The organism is Ideonella sp. (genome assembly GCF_035254525.1).
Lineage (GTDB): Bacteria > Pseudomonadota > Gammaproteobacteria > Burkholderiales > Burkholderiaceae_C > Ideonella.
Map to the genome: position 1 here is coordinate 1 of NZ_DATFAN010000118.1, position 16,087 is coordinate 16,087.

Sequence of the window (16,087 nt, forward strand, 5' to 3'; positions counted from 1 at the left end):
CTCGGCACCGTCGCCCAGGCGCAGGCTCAGGTAGGCGTAGCCCTTGAGCACGAAGAGGTAGAAGCGCGTGCGGGCATCGTGGCGCGCGCCGGGCAGCGGCTGCCGCGGCACCTCGCGCCAGTTCATCGGCAGGCCGAGCGCCTGGGCGCCAACGACCAGCGCGCGGCGTGCCACATCCCGCGCCGGCGCGTGGCGGTGGCCGTAGAAGTGGTGGCGGTAGAAGGCGATCAGCACCGCCGGGTGCTCGGGCGCGAGCAGGCGGGCCCGCATCAGCGCCGCCATCTCGGCCACCGGGTCGCCACGGTTCGCACCAGCCTCGCGCAAGGCCTGCTCGACCGCTGCCGGCAGGGCCTGGCCGAGTACGGCGGCGTCGAAGTCGGCATCCATGGCGAGGCCCGGCGAGGCGATCAGCGCCGCTTGATCGAGGCCAGCGACACGGCGGCTTCGGCCGGTGGCTTGGCATCGCCTGCACTGCTGCAGCCACAAGCCGCGGCGTTCGGGTTCACGAAGGTGAAGCCGGATTGCGTCGGCGTGTCGGCGAAGTCCACCGTCACCCCATCCAGCAGCAGCCGGCTTTCGGCGGGCAGGAAGACGCGCAGGCCGTTGACGCTCAGTTCGGCATCACCGCCTTGCGGTGCGGCCTCGACGCTGAACTCGGCCGCCAGCCCCGAGCAGCCGCCCGGCGACACCGTGAGCCGAAAGCCCCCTGCCGGGTGCTCGGAAAACCGCACCATGCGGCGCATGAACTTCTCGGCCGAAGGGCCGACGGTGACCTTGGGCAGCAGCATCTCGGTCACACTTTCTTGATGCAGTTGTCGACCGGGCACACCGCGATGCATTGCGGCGCGTCGAAATGGCCTTCGCACTCGGTGCACTTGGCCGGGTCGATGATGAACGTGCCGCCCTTCTCGCGAATGGCAACGTTGGGGCACTCGGGCTCACAGGCGGAGCAGCCGGTGCACATCGAGGCGACGATCTTCAGGGCCATGACGGTCTCCTTGGCTTGGGGGCTGGCTGGGAAAGTGTTCAGGCGACGGCTTCGCCGCTGCCGGTGAAAGCGCCTTGGCGGATGCGCGCATCGCCGCGCGGCTGGTGGCTGAGTTCGCCCGCGGCGATGCGCGCGCGGTAGCCGGCGAACCACGACAACGCGGCCTTCTCGATGAACTCGTGGGCGTACTCGTCGACCGGCTCGATGCCGGCGGCCTTCAATTCGTCCCGCGGGCAGGCGCCGATCTTCGACACGAGCACCGCGTGGCAGTCGTTGATCGCGTTGACGATCGACGGCAGTTGCTCGTCTTCGCCGTAGCCGCCCTGGCAATAGAGATCGACGCGGCGGTGGCCCACGAAGAGCGCTTCGCTCGTCGAGACCTCGAAGATCTGGAACTCGGTGGCGTGGCCGAAGTGCTGGTTGACCTTGCCATGGCCCTCGGTGGCCACGGCGACCAGCACCTTCATGTCGGCGTCGACACCGTCGTCCACGCTCGCGGCATCCAGCGCGGCGAGCTTGGCCTCGTGTTGCGCCTGGCGCTCGGCCTCCACCTGGCTCTGGTAGGCACGCCGCTTGTCCAGGTCGTACACGACCTCCATCTGGTCGATCTTGTCGAGCGTGAACTCGTCGCTGCGGTCCTCGCCGAGCAGGCCCACCGCATCGGCGCGGCACTGGCGGCAATGGCGCATCAGGTTCGCGCCGCCCATGCAGGCGTCCTGCACGGCCTTCAGCTCCTGCGCCGTCGGCCCGCGCTGGCCGGTCAGGCCGAACACCGTGCCGTGCTCGGCCTCGCTGATCAGCGGCATGATGTTGTGCAGGAAGGCGCCGCGCTTCTTGACCTCGCGGTTGACCTCGTACAGGTGCTCGTCGTTGATGCCCGGGATCAGCACCGAGTTGATCTTGGTGAGCACGCCGCGCGCGGTGAGCATCTCCAGCCCGAGCATCTGTTGCCGGTGCAGGATGGTGGCGGCCTCGATGCCGGTCACGCGCCGGTGGTCCCAGAAGATCCAGGGGTAGATCTTCGCGCCGACCACCGGGTCCACCATGTTGATGGTGATCGTGACGTGGTCGATGTTGTACTTGCAGATCTCGTCGACCATTTGCGGCAGCGCGAGGCCGTTGGTCGACAGGCACAGCTTGATGTCGGGGGCCTGCTCCTGCAGCATGCGGAAGGTGTCAAAGGTCTTCTTCGGGTTGGCCAGCGCATCGCCCGGCCCGGCGATGCCCAGCACCGTCATCTGCGGGATCTCGCTGGCCACCGCGACCACCTTCTTCACCGCCTGCTCGGGCGTGAGCTTCTGGCTCACGACGCCGGGGCGCGACTCGTTGCTGCAGTCGTACTTGCGATTGCAGTAGTTGCACTGGATGTTGCAGGCCGGCGCCACCGCCACGTGCATGCGGGCGTAGTGGTGGTGGGCTTCTTCCGAGTAGCAGGGGTGGTTCTTGACCTTGTCCCAGATCTCGGCGGGCATGTCGTCCGGCCCGCCCGAGGAGCCGCAACTGGCCTTGCCCTCGCCGCCGGTGGACGAGCAGCCGCCGGCGGCCACGGTTTCGATGATCTGGCTGACGGCCTGGCGGCCTTTGCGCAGATCACCGATCGATACGAACGCTGTGTTGCTCATGGCCCGGGCCTTCGTCGCGTGAGGGGTTCGACCCCCTCATTGCGAGACCCGTGCCAAGGTGCAAAGCCTTGTGAATCAGTGACTTAGCCGCAGATGACCGCGCGTCGCCCGCGTGCTGTTTGCGACAAACCGGACAGCGCCGCCGACAGCCCGCCGCTCGACGCCAGCGCGGCCTGCTCAGGCCTTGTGGGTCTTGCGCTCGACCAGCCCATCCAGCACCGCGCCGCGATCGATGCCATGGCCCGCGCCGGGGTCGCCCACGTGGTCTACACCTCGTGCCCGCAGTCCGAGAGCTCGCGCCGACATTGCACGCCGCGTGTCCGCCGCCACTGGCAAGCCGGTGGAGGTGGTGCAGGTGCCGCTGGAAGGCCTCGTGCAGGGCATGGTCGCGGCGGGTCTGCCTGAGCCGCTGGCCCGTGTCTTCGCTTCGTTCGATACCAACACCGCGGCCGGACGTGTCGCCGGGGTCACGGGCGACTACCAGCGCTTCACCGGTGAACTGCCGCAGTCGTTCGACGATTGGCTGGCAGCCCACCGATCGGGGTTCAGCGGCGGGCACTGAGGGGCCCGGCCCCGGATCAACAGCCGTCGATGCGGCAGGACGCAGCGCTGCCTGCTGCGTCTGCCGGCGCGCTCGGCGCCTGTTGGCCCAACCAGTCGCGCCAGCGGTCGGGCTGGCCGAGGAAAGGCCCGATGTCGATCACGGCCATGGCGCCGTCGCGCTCGAGCACGAAGGTCGGAAAGCCGCCCCCACCCACCCTCGCGAGCAGCGTTCGGCTCTCGGCCATGTGCGCTTGCGCGACCGCGCCGCGGCACTGCGCGTAGGCTTCGTCGAAGCCTGGCCCGTCCAGGCCGAGTTCAACGGCCAGCTCGCGCAGCACGCCGGCGTCGGCAACCTGCCGGCCCTCGACGTAGTGCGCGCGCTGGATGCGTGCGAGCAGATCCAGCCCGCGGCCATCCAACTGGTCCGCGGCCAGCATGGCGGTGATCGGCGGCTCGGAGTCGAAGACCGCCGAGGCGTCGCGCAGCAGGCCATCGACATACGCCTCGCCAAAAGGCTGCCCGGTCAGCTGTGCGATGCGCCGGTCATGCGGCATCACGAACTGGCGCAATGCCGGCGTCACCGGCTGCCGCCGCTCGCCCGCCATCATGCCGCCGCCGTGGGCGCGCACCGGCAGGTGCTCGCGGGCGGCGCGCAGCAGCGGGGCTGCGCCATAACACCAGCCGCACAGCGGATCGTGGATGTAGTGGAGTGTGGGTTGGTTCATCTGTCTTGCTCTCGAAGAGGCGTCGAAACTACCACTTCATTTCGCCCTTGTTGACCTTGGCGCCGATGTCCAGCGCGATGCCGAGGCCCGCGTCGGGGTAGGCCTTCTTCATCGCCTCGATCAAGGCGGCGCTGTTGGCGGCCTGGGGCAGCTCCGATTCGAAGCGCGCCAGATAGGCCTGGCTCCAGGCGATCTGCGAGGCATCCTGCTTCTGGCCCGGCAAGGCGTGGCCCGGGATCACGATCGCCGGGTTGAGCGCGGCCATCGTCGAGAGCTTGGCTGCCCAGGCGGCGCGATCCTGCGTGCTCTGCGTATCCGCGGTCCACAGATGCAGGCCGCCGAAGACGTTCACCCCGCCCGCGATGGCGCGGATCGACGGGATCCAGACATAGCTGCGGTGCGGCAGCGCGTCATCCAGGCCACGCACTTCCAGCGTCTGGCCCTCGAGCGTCAGCGTGTTGCCGTCCAGCTTGTCCGGCAGCGGCACCTGCTTCGGCGCGTTGGCGCCCAGGCGCGGGCCCCAGACCTGCAGCTTGGTCGGCAGCGTGGCCTCGATCTTCTTGCGGGTCGCGTCGGTGGCGACGACCTTGGCCTCCGGGAAGGCCTGCTTCAGCACCTCGATGCCGAAGTAGAAGTCGGGGTCCGCCTGGCTGATGTAGATGGTCTTCAGCGACTTCTTGCTGTCGAGCACCATGGCAGCGATGCGCAGCGCATCGGCCCGGGTGAAACCAGTGTCCAGCAGCACCGCATCGGTCTTGCCCGATACCAGCACCGCGTTGACATGGAAGCTCGCGCCGTCGGCGTTGTAGACCTGCAGTGCCAGCGGCGCGGGCGCTGCCGTCTGGGCGTGCGCCGAGCCGGCGACGATGCCCAGGGCGGCGGTGGCGGGAACGATGAGGCGCAGGAATCGGGAGGTGGTGAACATGCGGAGCATTCGGTATGGGGTTGATCCGGCGCCCACTGTATTTGCCATATTCATGTAGATAAACTTATGAGAAATTGAAAGATTGTTGAATGAATCGGGCAAATCAATGGATCGTCTGACTGCCATGCGCGTCTTCATCGAGGTGGCGGACTGCGGCAGCCTCACCCAGGCCGCCGAGCGCCTGGAGCTCTCACGGGCCATGGTCAGCCGGCATCTGGCAAACCTCGAGCAGTGGCTCGGCGCGCGGCTGCTGCACCGCACGACACGGCGCGTCAGCCTGAGTGACGCTGGCGAGGCGGCGCTGCCGCGCTGCCGGCAACTGCTGGACCTGTCCGACGAGGTCCAGGCCATGGCCGGCGCCCGGGGCAGCGAGCCGGTCGGCAAGCTGCGCATCACGACGAGCCTGTCGTTCGCGCAGGCCCAACTGACGGCCGCCGTCGCGGAGTTCCAGGCCCTGCACCCGCGCGTCGAGATCGAGCTGCTGGCGGTCGACCGCGCCGTCAACCTGGTCGAGGAACGCATCGACCTGGCCGTGCGCATCACCAACGCGCTGGACGACAACGTCGTCGCGCGCCGCCTCGCCGTCTGCCGCTCGGTGCTGTGCGCCGCGCCGGCCTACCTGCGGCGGCAGGCCCCACCGTCGACCCCGGCCGACCTGAAGACCCACAACTGCATCACCCACGCGTTCGGCAGCCGTGCCGAGTACCGGCTGCGACACGCCGGCCAGGTGGTCACCGTGGGGGTGCGCGGTTCGATGTTCAGCAACGAGACGGCAGTGTTGCGCGAGGCTGCCCTCGCCGGCGCGGGCATCGCGCTGTTGCCGACCTACTACGTGGTGGATGAACTCAACAGCGGCGCCCTGATTCGCCTGATGCCGCAATACGAGCCGGAGCCCCTGGGCATCCACGCCGTGCACCTGTCGCGCCAGCACCAGCCGCAGGCGCTGAGGCTGCTGATCGAGCACCTCGCCCAACGCCTCGGCGACGATTCGCCTCCCTGGGACCAGGCCCTGCAGGAGGGCCGTGCACGCCGGCTCGCCGAGCCGCGCCCCCCGAAGCGCCGGGCTGCATGAAGGGCTGCATGACGTTGCGGAAGCCGCAAACGAAAACGCCACCCGAAGGTGGCGTTTTGTCTTCTTGGTGGGCGGTGCAGGGTTCGAACCTGCGACCCCTGCCGTGTGAAGGCAGTGCTCTACCGCTGAGCTAACCGCCCGGAATCCTGCTTGGCTGCAACAGCCGTGCGAAGCCCGGGAAAGCCTTGGATTATGCCATAAGTTTTCGCCACTGCGTCTTGCCGCCGCTGGCCTTGTCCAGCTCGGCAAGCATCGCCTCGTGTGCGGCGAGCTCCTCGGTGCTGAGCACCGTGATCGGCAGCTCGAAGGCCGAGAGGTCGATCTGCTCGACATGGATCGACTGGCCCGCCGTCTCGACGGTGTCGATCACCAGTGAATCCTGCCCGCGGGTCAGGCGGATGTAGACCTCGGCCAGCAGCCCGGCATCGAGCAAGGCGCCGTGCAGCGTGCGGTTGGAGTTGTCGACCTCCAGCCGCTTGCACAGCGCATCGAGCGAGTTGCTCTTGCCCGGGAACATCTCGCGCGCCATCATCAGCGTGTCGCGGATGCCTCCCACGCATTCGCCGAACGCCCGCCGCCCCAGCCGGCGCAGTTCGGCGTTCAGGAAGCCGACGTCGAAGGCCGCGTTGTGGATCACGATCTCGGCGTCTTCGAGGAACGTCATCAACTCGTCGGCCACCGCGGCGAACACTGGCTTGTCGGCCAGGAACTCATCCGTCAGGCCGTGCACGCGCACCGCGTCCTCGTGGTTCTTGCGCTCGGGGTTCAGATAGAAGTGCTTGGTCACGCCGGTCAGCCGGCGGTTGACCATCTCGATGCAGCCGATCTCGATGATGCGGTCGCCACTTTCCGGCGACAGGCCGGTGGTCTCGGTATCGAGAAAGATCTGTCTCATGCGGCCGCCTTCTGCCGCTGCCCGGCCACCGGCTGGCGCGCGCCCCAGCTCCACAGCGCCGCGCCGGCGACGATCATCGGCACGCACAGCCACTGGCCCATGCTCATGTTCAGCGCGAGCAGGCCCAGGAAGCTGTCGGGCTCGCGGAAGTATTCGGCAATGAATCGGAACACGCCGTAGCCGAACAGGAAGGCGCCGGAAACCTGGCCGGTACCGCGCGGCTTTTTCGCATAGAACCACAGCAGCACGAACAGCAGCAGCCCCTCCATCAGGAACTGGTAGATCTGTGAAGGGTGGCGGGGGATGTTCAGCCCCGACTGCGGAAATACCATCGCCCAGGGCAGGCTCGCGTCGGCCTGGCGCCCCCACAACTCGCCGTTGATGAAGTTGCCGACGCGGCCGCTGGCCAAGCCGGTGGGCACGCAGGGCGCGATCAGATCGGCCACCTGCAGGAACGGGCGCTGACGCAACCGCGCGAACAAGGCCATCGCCACGGCCACGCCGAGCAGCCCGCCGTGAAAGGACATGCCGCCCTTCCACACTGCAAACACCTCCAGCGGATGGCTGGCGTAGTAGCCGGGTTTGTAGAACAGCACGTAGCCGAGCCGGCCGCCGAGCACCACGCCGACCACCCCGAAGAACAGCAGGTCTTCCACGTCGCGACGTGTCCAGCCGGCCTGTGCGAACCAGGGCAGGCGCACACGGCGCGTGGCGAGGTACAGGAACAGGCCGAAGGCCACGAGGTAGGTCAGCCCGTACCAGTGGATCTGCAGCGGCAGCCCGATGCGCGTCAGGTCGAGCGCGACGGGGTCGAATTGTGGGTGCATCAGCATGGGGCGGCATGATAAGACGCGGAGCCGGTCGCCATCCCAACGTCTATAGTTCCACCGTTTGCCTGAACCGCAGTCGCCGCCATGTCCGACCTCAATCGCCGCTCGAAGAACATCACCGAGGGCGTCGCCCGCGCGCCGAACCGCTCCATGTACTACGGCATGGGCTACCAGGAGGGCGACTTCGGCAAACCGATGGTCGGCGTGGCCAACGGGCACTCGACGATCACGCCCTGCAATGCCGGGCTGCAGAAGCTGGCCGACGCCGCGGTGCAGGGCCTGGTGGAAGCCGGTGCCAATCCGCAGATCTTCGGCACGCCGACGATCTCGGACGGCATGGCCATGGGCACCGAGGGGATGAAGTATTCCCTCGTCTCGCGCGAAGTCATCGCCGACTGCGTCGAGACCTGCGTCGGCGGCCAGTGGATGGACGGCGTCATCGTCATCGGCGGCTGCGACAAGAACATGCCCGGCGGCATGATGGGCATGCTGCGCGCCAACGTGCCGGCGATCTACGTCTACGGCGGCACGATCCTGCCCGGCCACTACAAGGGCCAGGACCTGAACATCGTCAGCGTCTTCGAAGCGGTCGGCCAGTTCTCGGCCGGCAAGATGAGCGAGGAAGACTTCTGCCAGATCGAGCGCCGCGCCATTCCCGGCACCGGCTCCTGCGGCGGCATGTACACCGCGAACACGATGAGTTCGGCCTTCGAGGCACTGGGCATGAGCCTACCGTTCTCGTCGACGATGGCCAACGTCGAGGAGGAGATCGTCGCCAGCGTGAAGCACTGCGCCGCCGTGCTGATCGAGGCGATTCGCAATGACCTGAAGCCGCGCGACATCGTCACCAGGAAATCGATCGAGAACGCCGTCGCGGTGATCATGGCCACCGGCGGCTCGACCAACGCCGTGCTGCACTTCCTGGCCATTGCCCACGCTGCGGGCGTGGATTGGACCATCGACGACTTCGAGCGCGTTCGCCGGAAGGTTCCGGTGATCTGCGACCTGAAGCCCAGCGGTCGTTTCCTGGCGATCGACCTGCACCGCGCCGGCGGCATCCCGCAGGTGATGAAGCTGCTGCTCGGCGCGGGCCTGCTGCACGGCGACTGCATGACGATCACCGGCAAGACCGTGGCCGAAAACCTGGCCGACGTGCCGGACGCGCCGCCCGCCGAGCAGGAGGTGATCCGCCCGCTCTCGGCGCCGATGTACGACGAGGGCCACCTCGCGATCTTGAAGGGCAACCTCTCACCCGAGGGCTGCGTGGCCAAGATCACCGGGCTGAAGAACCCGGTCATCACCGGCCCGGCGCGGGTGTTCGACGACGAGCAGTCGGCCCTGGCCGCGATCATGGCCGGCCAGATCAGGGCCGGCGACGTGATGGTGCTGCGCTACCTCGGCCCCAAGGGCGGCCCCGGCATGCCCGAGATGCTGGCCCCGACGGGCGCGCTGATCGGCCAGGGACTGGGCGAATCGGTCGGCTTGATCACCGACGGGCGCTTCTCGGGCGGCACCTGGGGCATGGTGGTCGGCCACGTGGCCCCCGAGGCCCATGAAGGCGGCACGATTGCGCTGGTCCACGAGGGCGACTCGATCACGATCGATGCGCACCAGCTGCTGCTTCAGCTCAACGTCGACGACGCGGAGATCGCCAAGCGCCGCGCGGCCTGGACGCGCCCGTCCCCGCGCTACACCCGCGGGGTGCTGGCCAAATTCGCGAAGAACGCCTGCAGCGCCAGCGGCGGCGCGGTGCTCGACAAGTTCGAATGAGCGGGCCGGCCGGCGGCGGGCTCAGCGGCGGCCGCCTTTTTTCGGGTCCTTCGGCCCCAGCCCGAGGTTCTCGATGTTGCGCCGCCGCCGCTCGGCCTTGCGCTCTTCGTCACGGGCCATCTCCCGCCGCTTGGTCCAGCCGCTGGCATCCGACCAGCCCCACCAGACGAGCGCCAGAATGAAGGGCAGCACGAACTTCCACAAATCGCCGAAGAACTCGAGGTTCCAGTCGGCCATCGGGCTGACGCCTGCGATGCGCAGGACGATCAAGATGACCCCGACGATGATGAAAGCCATGACCTCACTCCGAAGCTGTCGCGCGCGTTGCAGCAAGGACGGCGTCAACCGAACTTTGTAAACTGCGTTGTTCGGACTGTAAACCAGCCACCCAGGATTCCCCCCAACCCTCCGTCGTGAAGGATCCCATGAAAGCCCTGATCGCACTGCTCGCTTTTGCCGCCGTGTCGCCCGCATTCGCCAATGCCGACTTGGCCGCCAAGAAGAACTGCTTGGCCTGCCACGCCGTTGACAAGAAACTGGTCGGCCCCGCCTACAAGGACGTGGCCGCCAAGTACGCGGGCCAGAAGGACGCCGCGGCCAAGCTGGCCGACAAGATCCAGAAGGGTGGCGTCGGCGTCTGGGGCCAGGTGCCGATGCCGGCCAACCCGGTGACCCCGGACGAGGCCAAGCAACTCGCCACCTGGGTGCTGTCGCTCAAGTGACCGGCCTGACCTGAAAGACAAAAGCCCCGCTCGGCGGGGCTTTTTCATTCCGGCGGCTCAGGTCAAGCGTTTTGGTGTTCGCTCACATCGCTACGCGATATGAGCGAACCCCAAACAACTTCGTTGCCAGCGCAACTCAGTTGTTTTCAGACAATTGCTCGAGGATGGCCGGGTTCTCCAGCGTCGAGGTGTCCTGCGTGATGGCCTCGCCCTTGGCGATCGAGCGCAGCAGGCGGCGCATGATCTTGCCCGAGCGGGTCTTGGGCAGGTTGTCGCCGAAGCGGATGTCCTTGGGCTTGGCGATCGGGCCGATCTCCTTGCCGACGTGGTCGCGCAGCTGCTTGGCGATCGCCTTGGCTTCGTCGCCGGTCGGGCGCGGGCGCTTCAGCACGACGAAGGCGCAGATCGCCTCGCCGGTGGTGTCGTCCGGCCGTCCCACGACCGCCGCCTCGGCCACCAGCTCGGTGCAGCTGACCAGCGCCGACTCGATCTCCATCGTGCCCATGCGGTGGCCGGAGACGTTCAGCACGTCGTCGATGCGGCCGGTGATCGTGAAGTAGCCGGTCTTGGCGTCACGGATCGCACCGTCGCCCGCCAGGTAATAGCCCTTGAGTTCGGCCGGGTAGTAGCTCTTCTTGAAGCGCTCGTCGTCACCCCAGATGGTGCGGATCATCGACGGCCACGGCTTCTTGACGACCAGGATGCCGCCCTGGCCGTTCGGCACGTCGTTGCCGGTTTCGTCGACGATGGCCGCGTCGATGCCCGGGAACGGCAGCGTGCACGAGCCCGGCACCTGCGGCGTGGCCCCCGGCAGCGGCGTGATCATGTGGCCGCCGGTCTCGGTCTGCCAGAAGGTGTCGACGATCGGGCAGCGGCTGCCTCCCACGTGCTTGTAGTACCACTCCCAGGCGGCCGGGTTGATCGGCTCACCGACGGTGCCCAGGATGCGCAGCGAGCTCAGGTCGTAGCGGTCCGGGTGCACATCGGCATGGGTTTCGGCGGCCTTGATCAGCGAGCGGATCGCCGTCGGTGCGGTGTAGAAGACCGTCACCTTGTGGTCCTGGATCATCTTCCAGAACCGGCCGGCGTTGGGGTAGGTCGGCACGCCCTCGAAGACGATCTCGGTGCCGCCCAGCGCCAGCGGGCCGTAGGTGATGTAGGTGTGGCCGGTGACCCAGCCGATGTCGGCGGTGCACCAGAAGACGTCGTCGGGCTTCAGGTCGAAGGTCCACTTGGTCGTCAGCGCCGCATGCAGCAGGTAGCCGCCGGTCGAATGCTGGACACCCTTGGGCTTGCCGGTCGAGCCGGAGGTGTAGAGCAGGAACAGCGGGTGCTCGGCCTCGACCCACTCGGGCTCGCAGGTGGTGGGCTGGGTGTCGATCAGATCGGCCATCCACCGGTCGCGGCCCGCGGTCATGGCCACGTCGGCGCCGCTGCGCTTGACGACCAGCACATTCTTCACCGCGTCGCAGCCGCCCAGCGACAGCGCCTCGTCGACGATGGCCTTCAGCGGCAGCTGCTTGCCGCCGCGGATCTGGTGGTCGGCGGTGATCACCGCCTTGGCGCCCGTGTCTTCGATGCGGTCGCGCAGCGACTGGGCCGAGAAGCCCCCGAAGACCACCGAGTGCGTCGCGCCGATGCGGGCGCAGGCCTGCATGGCCGCCACGCCTTCGATCGACATCGAGATGTAGATGACCACCCGGTCGCCCTTGCCGATGCCGATCGCCTTCAGGCCATTGGCGATCTGACAGGTCTTGGCCAGCAGTTGCGAGTAGCTGATGCGACTGACCTCGCCGCCATCCGCCTCGAAGATGATCGCGGTCTTGTCGCCCAGGCCCCGCTCGATGTTGCGGTCCAGGCAGTTGTAGCTGGCGTTCAGCGTGCCGTCCTCGAACCACTTGAAGAACGGCGCATCGCTGTCGTTCAGCACCTTGGTAAAGGGCTTCTTCCAGCTGAGCAGCTCACGCGCCAATCGGCCCCAGTAGCCGGCGTAGTCGGCCTCGGCCTCCTTGCACAAGGCCTGGTACGCGGCCATGCCGGACACGGCGGCCTTGGCGGCCAGCTCGGCGGGCGGTGCGTAGGTCTTCAGCTCTTCACTCATCGGTTGTCTCCTCTAGGGTCCAAACACGCGGCGGCCATGGCGCGCCCTGGGCTGAACTGTCGTCAAATGGTCTGACGAACGGCTTACTCACGGCACCGCCATCGACCGGCACCTGCCATGGCAGGCTTCTACAATGCGCCGCGCCGCTGCAGACCTGAATGTCGCACAACGCCAAGCCACCCATGCAACTCCCCCCGGACAACGCCACGCCGCGCCTGCGCCCCCTGCCGCGGGTCATTTTCGCCAGCCGCTGGCTGCAGCTGCCCCTGTACCTCGGCCTGATCCTGGCCCAGGCGGTGTACGTCTTCCAGTTCTGGGGCGAGCTGATCCACCTGATCGAGGCCGTCTTCGGCAGCAAGGAGGCGCTGGCCACGCTGGTCAACAGCCTGGGCTACAAGGGCACCGCCGTCATCGACCCGGTCACCAGCGCCGTCACCGGCTACGCCCCGATCACCAAGCTCAGCGAGACCATCATCATGCTGGTGGTGCTCGGCCTGATCGACGTGGTGATGATCTCGAACCTGCTGATCATGGTCATCGTCGGCGGCTACGAGACCTTCGTCTCGCGGCTGGACCTCGACAGCCACCCCGACCAGCCGGAGTGGCTGAGCCATGTGAACGCCTCGGTGCTGAAGGTCAAGCTGGCCACCGCGATCATCGGCATCAGCTCGATCCATCTGCTCAAGACCTTCATCAACGCCGACAACTACGCCGAGAAGACGCTGATGTGGCAAACCTTGATCCACATCGCCTTCCTGCTCTCGGCGCTGGCCATCGCCGCGGCCGACCGGGTGATGCCGGCCGCCCAGGGCAAGCACTGAGCGTCAACCGGGCTGGCTGCGGCCGGCCCGCCACAGCACCGCGCTGCCGAGCAGCCCGGACACGATCGAGCCGGCCAGCACGCCGATCTTGACCTGCGCCTCGTAGGCGGCGGGCAGCCCCTCGAAGGCCAGCCCGCCGATGAACAGGCTCATCGTGAAGCCGATGCCGCACAGCACGGCGACGCCGAAGCACTGGGCCCAATTCGCGCCGGCCGGGCGCGCCGCCCCCGCCAGCCGCACCATCAGCCACAGGCTGCCGAACACACCGACGGTCTTGCCCAATACCAGGCCGGCCGCAATGCCCAGCGGCAACGGTGCCAGCAGCGCCGCCGGCGACACCCCCAGCAGCGAAACGCCGGCGTTGGCAAAGGCGAACATCGGCAGGACGCCGAAGGCCACCCAGGGGTGCAGGCCATGCTCGAGGCGCCGCAGCGGCGAACGGCCGGTCGTCTCGTCATGCATCGGCACCGCGAGCGCGGTGGCCACGCCAGCCAGCGTGGCGTGCACGCCCGACTTCAACACGAACAGCCACATCACCAGGCCGATCAGCACATAGGCCTCGGTGCGCATCACGCGGGCCCGGTTCAACGCCGCCAGCGCCAGGCCGCACAGCGCTGCGCCGGCCAGCATCGTGACCGACAGCTGCTCGGTGTAGAACAGCGCGATCACGACGATCGCACCCAGGTCGTCGATGATCGCCACCGCCGTCAGGAAGACCTTCAGCGACACCGGCACGCGCGCGCCGAGCAGCAGCACCACGCCGAGTGCGAACGCGATGTCGGTGGCCGCCGGTATCGCCCAGCCGCGCAGCGTGACGGGCTCGCCGGCGTTCAGCGCCGCGAAGATCAGCGCCGGCACCACCATGCCGCCCAGCGCGGCCACGGCCGGCAGCGCGGCCTGCGCGCCCGTGGAGAGTTCCCCCTCGACGAACTCGCGCTTGATCTCGAGCCCGACGAGGAAGAAGAACACCGCCATCCACAGGTCGTTGACCCACACGACCAGCGGCTTGGCCAGCACCAGCGTGTCGTGGCCGATGCGCAGCTCGCCCGGCGTCAGGCGCCAGGACTCGTAAGCCTCGGCAAGGGGTGAATTGCTGACAATCAGGGCCGCCAACGCCGCCAGCGCCAGCACGATGCCGCCCGCCGACTCGTGGCCCAGAAAGCGCTTGAGCGCCTGCGACACCATGCTCAGAAACCCCCCGGGTAAACTTGGGTTAACCCTAGCCATCGCGATATGTCCATGACCACCATCCGCCAGGCCGACCTCGTCGAATCCGTTGCCAGTGCGCTGCAGTACATCAGCTACTACCACCCGACCGACTACATCGCCCACCTCGCGCGCGCCTACGAGCGCGAGCAGAGTCCGGCGGCCAAGGATGCGATCGCCCAGATCCTGACCAACTCGCGCATGTCGGCCGAAGGCCGCCGCCCGATCTGCCAGGACACCGGCATCGTCAACGTCTTCATGAAGATCGGCATGGACGTGAAGTGGGAAGGCTTCACGGGCTCCATCGCCGATGCCGTCAACGCCGGCGTGCGCCAAGGCTACCTGAACCCGGACAACGTGCTGCGGGCTTCGGTGCTGGCCGACCCGATCTTCGAGCGCAAGAACACCAAGGACAACACCCCGGCCGTGATCCACATGGAGGTGGTGCCGGGCAACACGGTGGAGATCACCGTCGCGGCCAAGGGCGGCGGCAGCGAGAACAAGTCGAAGATGGTCATGCTCAACCCGAGCGACTCGATCGTCGACTGGGTGCTGAAGACGGTGCCGACGATGGGCGCCGGCTGGTGCCCGCCCGGCATGCTGGGCATCGGCGTCGGCGGCACGGCCGAGAAGGCCGTGCTGCTGGCCAAGGAAGCGCTGATGGACGACATCGACATGTACGAGCTGCTGCAGCGCGGCCCGCAGAACAAGCTTGAGGAACTGCGCATCGAGCTGTACGAGAAGGTCAACGCGCTGGGCATCGGCGCCCAAGGGCTGGGCGGCCTGACCACCGTGCTCGACGTGAAGATCAAGACCTACCCGACGCACGCCGCGAGCAAGCCGATCGCGATGATCCCGAACTGCGCCGCGACCCGCCACGCCCACTTCGTGCTCGATGGTTCAGGCGCCGTGCACCTGGATCCGCCCAGCCTGTCGCTCTGGCCCGACGTGCACTGGGCGCCCGACTACAACAAGAGCAAGCGCGTCGACCTGAACGCGCTGACCAAGGCCGAAGTCGCGAGCTGGAAGCCCGGCGACACGCTGCTGCTCAACGGCAAGATGCTGACCGGCCGCGACGCCGCGCACAAGCGCATCGCCGACATGCTCGCCAAGGGCGAGAAGCTGCCGGTTGACTTCACCAACCGCGTCATCTACTACGTCGGCCCGGTCGACCCGGTGCGCGACGAGGTCGTCGGCCCGGCCGGCCCGACCACCGCGACGCGCATGGACGGCTTCACCCGCATGATGCTCGAGAAGACCGGGCTGATCGCGATGGTCGGCAAGGCCGAGCGCGGCCCGGTCGCGATCGAGGCGATCAAGGACAACCAGAGCGCCTACCTGATGGCCGTCGGCGGCGCGGCCTACCTCGTCTCCAAGGCCATCAAGGCGGCCAAGGTCGTCGGCTTCGCCGACTTGGGCATGGAAGCGATCTACGAGTTCGACGTGGTCGACATGCCGGTCACGGTGGCGGTCGATGCCGGCGGCACCAGCGCCCACATCACGGGCCCCAAGGAGTGGCAGGCGAAGATCGGCAAGATCCCGGTCGCCACGGCCTGACGCCTGGCGCTCAGGCCGAGCGCACCACCCGCTGCGGGAAGGGAATCTCGACCCCTTCCCGCTCCAGGCAGGCCAGGATCGCCAGGTTGACATCCGAGCGGGCGCCACCGATGCCGTTCTCGGGGTCGACGATCCAGAAGTTGACCGACAGCTCCAGGCCGTCGGCGGCGAACGACGACAGCTGCACGACCGGCCCCGGATCCCGCAGCACGCGCGGCACCTGGCTCACCGCATCGGCCAGCAGCGGTGCGAGCCGCGCCAGCTCGGTCCCGTAGGCCACCTGCACCGTCGTCGACACCAGCACCCTCGG

Annotated in this window: 16 protein-coding genes, 1 tRNA gene and 2 pseudogenes; 6 read left to right on the forward strand and 13 right to left on the reverse strand. The window is 67.8% G+C overall.

From position 1 onward, the window contains the following. The 4 genes and pseudogenes from VJ693_RS11630 to nifB all read right to left on the reverse strand — a co-directional run. A pseudogene (locus VJ693_RS11630) lies at positions 1–387 on the reverse strand (hypothetical protein); the annotation flags it as partial. A gap of 20 nt (positions 388–407) precedes the next feature. Further along, entirely contained in the window at positions 408–788 is a 381-nt protein-coding gene (locus VJ693_RS11635) for a HesB/IscA family protein (protein WP_324154279.1), read from the reverse strand. 5 nt (positions 789–793) lie between these two features. Then, positions 794–988: a 4Fe-4S binding protein gene (locus VJ693_RS11640; protein ID WP_324154280.1), complete on the reverse strand. Its 195-nt coding sequence runs from the start codon at positions 986–988 to the stop codon at positions 794–796. A 38-nt stretch (positions 989–1,026) separates the two neighbouring features. Beyond that, on the reverse strand, positions 1,027–2,610 hold the full coding sequence (nifB, locus tag VJ693_RS11645; protein ID WP_324154282.1) for a nitrogenase cofactor biosynthesis protein NifB: 1,584 nt from the start codon (positions 2,608–2,610) through the stop codon (positions 1,027–1,029). A gap of 316 nt (positions 2,611–2,926) precedes the next feature. On the opposite strand from nifB, the gene VJ693_RS11650 reads away from it, so the two are divergent. Continuing rightward, positions 2,927–3,172, forward strand: a complete 246-nt coding sequence (locus VJ693_RS11650) for a hypothetical protein (RefSeq protein WP_324154284.1) — start codon at positions 2,927–2,929, stop codon at positions 3,170–3,172. A gap of 16 nt (positions 3,173–3,188) precedes the next feature. Here the strand turns inward: VJ693_RS11650 and VJ693_RS11655 are convergent, their stop codons facing one another. Continuing rightward, positions 3,189–3,878, reverse strand: coding sequence for a DsbA family protein (locus VJ693_RS11655; RefSeq protein WP_324154286.1), 690 nt, complete (start codon positions 3,876–3,878; stop codon positions 3,189–3,191). Positions 3,879–3,906: 28 nt separating this feature from the next. Next, positions 3,907–4,803, reverse strand: a complete 897-nt coding sequence (locus VJ693_RS11660) for an MBL fold metallo-hydrolase (protein ID WP_324154288.1) — start codon at positions 4,801–4,803, stop codon at positions 3,907–3,909. Positions 4,804–4,909: 106 nt separating this feature from the next. Between VJ693_RS11660 and VJ693_RS11665 the strand changes: the two genes are divergently transcribed. Beyond that, positions 4,910–5,875: a LysR family transcriptional regulator gene (locus tag VJ693_RS11665; RefSeq protein ID WP_324154289.1), complete on the forward strand. Its 966-nt coding sequence runs from the start codon at positions 4,910–4,912 to the stop codon at positions 5,873–5,875. A gap of 65 nt (positions 5,876–5,940) precedes the next feature. On the opposite strand, the gene VJ693_RS11670 is transcribed toward VJ693_RS11665, so the two are convergent. The 3 genes from VJ693_RS11670 to lgt all read right to left on the reverse strand — a co-directional run bounded on the left by VJ693_RS11670 (position 5,941) and on the right by lgt (position 7,603). Next, positions 5,941–6,015 (reverse strand) — tRNA-Val (locus VJ693_RS11670). A gap of 50 nt (positions 6,016–6,065) precedes the next feature. Then, positions 6,066–6,770, reverse strand: coding sequence for a DNA polymerase III subunit epsilon (gene dnaQ, locus VJ693_RS11675; protein WP_324154291.1), 705 nt, complete (start codon positions 6,768–6,770; stop codon positions 6,066–6,068). Continuing rightward, positions 6,767–7,603 (reverse strand): prolipoprotein diacylglyceryl transferase, encoded by an 837-nt coding sequence (gene lgt / locus VJ693_RS11680; protein ID WP_324154293.1) that lies wholly within the window; start codon positions 7,601–7,603, stop codon positions 6,767–6,769. The genes dnaQ and lgt overlap by 4 nt, the downstream gene beginning before the upstream one ends. 81 nt (positions 7,604–7,684) lie before the next feature. Here lgt and ilvD point away from each other — a divergent pair, with 81 nt between their 5' ends. Beyond that, positions 7,685–9,370, forward strand: a complete 1,686-nt coding sequence (gene ilvD / locus VJ693_RS11685) for a dihydroxy-acid dehydratase (protein ID WP_324154295.1) — start codon at positions 7,685–7,687, stop codon at positions 9,368–9,370. 21 nt (positions 9,371–9,391) lie between these two features. On the opposite strand, the gene VJ693_RS11690 is transcribed toward ilvD, so the two are convergent. Continuing rightward, on the reverse strand, positions 9,392–9,715 hold the full coding sequence (locus tag VJ693_RS11690; protein WP_324154297.1) for a TIGR04438 family Trp-rich protein: 324 nt from the start codon (positions 9,713–9,715) through the stop codon (positions 9,392–9,394). Positions 9,716–9,795: 80 nt separating this feature from the next. Here VJ693_RS11690 and VJ693_RS11695 point away from each other — a divergent pair, with 80 nt between their 5' ends. After that, positions 9,796–10,092 carry a c-type cytochrome gene (locus VJ693_RS11695; protein ID WP_324154299.1) on the forward strand — a complete coding sequence of 99 codons (297 nt, stop codon included), beginning with the start codon at positions 9,796–9,798 and terminating at the stop codon, positions 10,090–10,092. Between the two features lie 136 nt (positions 10,093–10,228). Here the strand turns inward: VJ693_RS11695 and acs are convergent, their stop codons facing one another. Continuing rightward, entirely contained in the window at positions 10,229–12,193 is a 1,965-nt protein-coding gene (gene acs / locus VJ693_RS11700; protein ID WP_324154301.1) for an acetate--CoA ligase, read from the reverse strand. Positions 12,194–12,375: 182 nt separating this feature from the next. Here acs and VJ693_RS11705 point away from each other — a divergent pair, with 182 nt between their 5' ends. Continuing rightward, the gene (locus VJ693_RS11705) at positions 12,376–13,014 is read left to right on the forward strand and encodes a TIGR00645 family protein (RefSeq protein WP_324154303.1); all 639 of its coding nucleotides are present in this window, start codon (positions 12,376–12,378) and stop codon (positions 13,012–13,014) included. 3 nt (positions 13,015–13,017) lie between these two features. On the opposite strand, the gene nhaA is transcribed toward VJ693_RS11705, so the two are convergent. After that, positions 13,018–14,199 carry a Na+/H+ antiporter NhaA gene (gene nhaA / locus VJ693_RS11710; protein WP_324154304.1) on the reverse strand — a complete coding sequence of 394 codons (1,182 nt, stop codon included), beginning with the start codon at positions 14,197–14,199 and terminating at the stop codon, positions 13,018–13,020. A gap of 54 nt (positions 14,200–14,253) precedes the next feature. Between nhaA and VJ693_RS11715 the strand changes: the two genes are divergently transcribed. Further along, positions 14,254–15,777: a fumarate hydratase gene (locus tag VJ693_RS11715; RefSeq protein ID WP_324154306.1), complete on the forward strand. Its 1,524-nt coding sequence runs from the start codon at positions 14,254–14,256 to the stop codon at positions 15,775–15,777. A 10-nt stretch (positions 15,778–15,787) separates the two neighbouring features. Here VJ693_RS11715 and VJ693_RS11720 read toward each other — a convergent pair. After that, positions 15,788–16,087 (reverse strand): annotated as a pseudogene (locus tag VJ693_RS11720) (mechanosensitive ion channel protein); the annotation flags it as partial.

Bases quoted from the DNA above. Each gene is read 5' to 3' on its own strand.
- dnaQ (WP_324154291.1), bottom strand. From the start codon at position 6,770: ATGAGACAGATCTTTCTCGATACCGAGACCACCGGCCTGTCGCCGGAA.
- VJ693_RS11635 (WP_324154279.1), bottom strand. From the start codon at position 788: ATGCTGCTGCCCAAGGTCACCGTCGGCCCTTCGGCCGAGAAGTTCATG.
- ilvD (WP_324154295.1), top strand. From the start codon at position 7,685: ATGTCCGACCTCAATCGCCGCTCGAAGAACATCACCGAGGGCGTCGCC.
- VJ693_RS11665 (WP_324154289.1), top strand. From the start codon at position 4,910: ATGGATCGTCTGACTGCCATGCGCGTCTTCATCGAGGTGGCGGACTGC.
- VJ693_RS11715 (WP_324154306.1), top strand. From the start codon at position 14,254: ATGACCACCATCCGCCAGGCCGACCTCGTCGAATCCGTTGCCAGTGCG.
- VJ693_RS11660 (WP_324154288.1), bottom strand. From the start codon at position 4,803: ATGTTCACCACCTCCCGATTCCTGCGCCTCATCGTTCCCGCCACCGCC.
- acs (WP_324154301.1), bottom strand. From the start codon at position 12,193: ATGAGTGAAGAGCTGAAGACCTACGCACCGCCCGCCGAGCTGGCCGCC.
- VJ693_RS11640 (WP_324154280.1), bottom strand. From the start codon at position 988: ATGGCCCTGAAGATCGTCGCCTCGATGTGCACCGGCTGCTCCGCCTGT.
- VJ693_RS11655 (WP_324154286.1), bottom strand. From the start codon at position 3,878: ATGAACCAACCCACACTCCACTACATCCACGATCCGCTGTGCGGCTGG.
- nhaA (WP_324154304.1), bottom strand. From the start codon at position 14,199: ATGGTGTCGCAGGCGCTCAAGCGCTTTCTGGGCCACGAGTCGGCGGGC.
- nifB (WP_324154282.1), bottom strand. From the start codon at position 2,610: ATGAGCAACACAGCGTTCGTATCGATCGGTGATCTGCGCAAAGGCCGC.
- VJ693_RS11695 (WP_324154299.1), top strand. From the start codon at position 9,796: ATGAAAGCCCTGATCGCACTGCTCGCTTTTGCCGCCGTGTCGCCCGCA.
- lgt (WP_324154293.1), bottom strand. From the start codon at position 7,603: ATGCTGATGCACCCACAATTCGACCCCGTCGCGCTCGACCTGACGCGC.
- VJ693_RS11705 (WP_324154303.1), top strand. From the start codon at position 12,376: ATGCAACTCCCCCCGGACAACGCCACGCCGCGCCTGCGCCCCCTGCCG.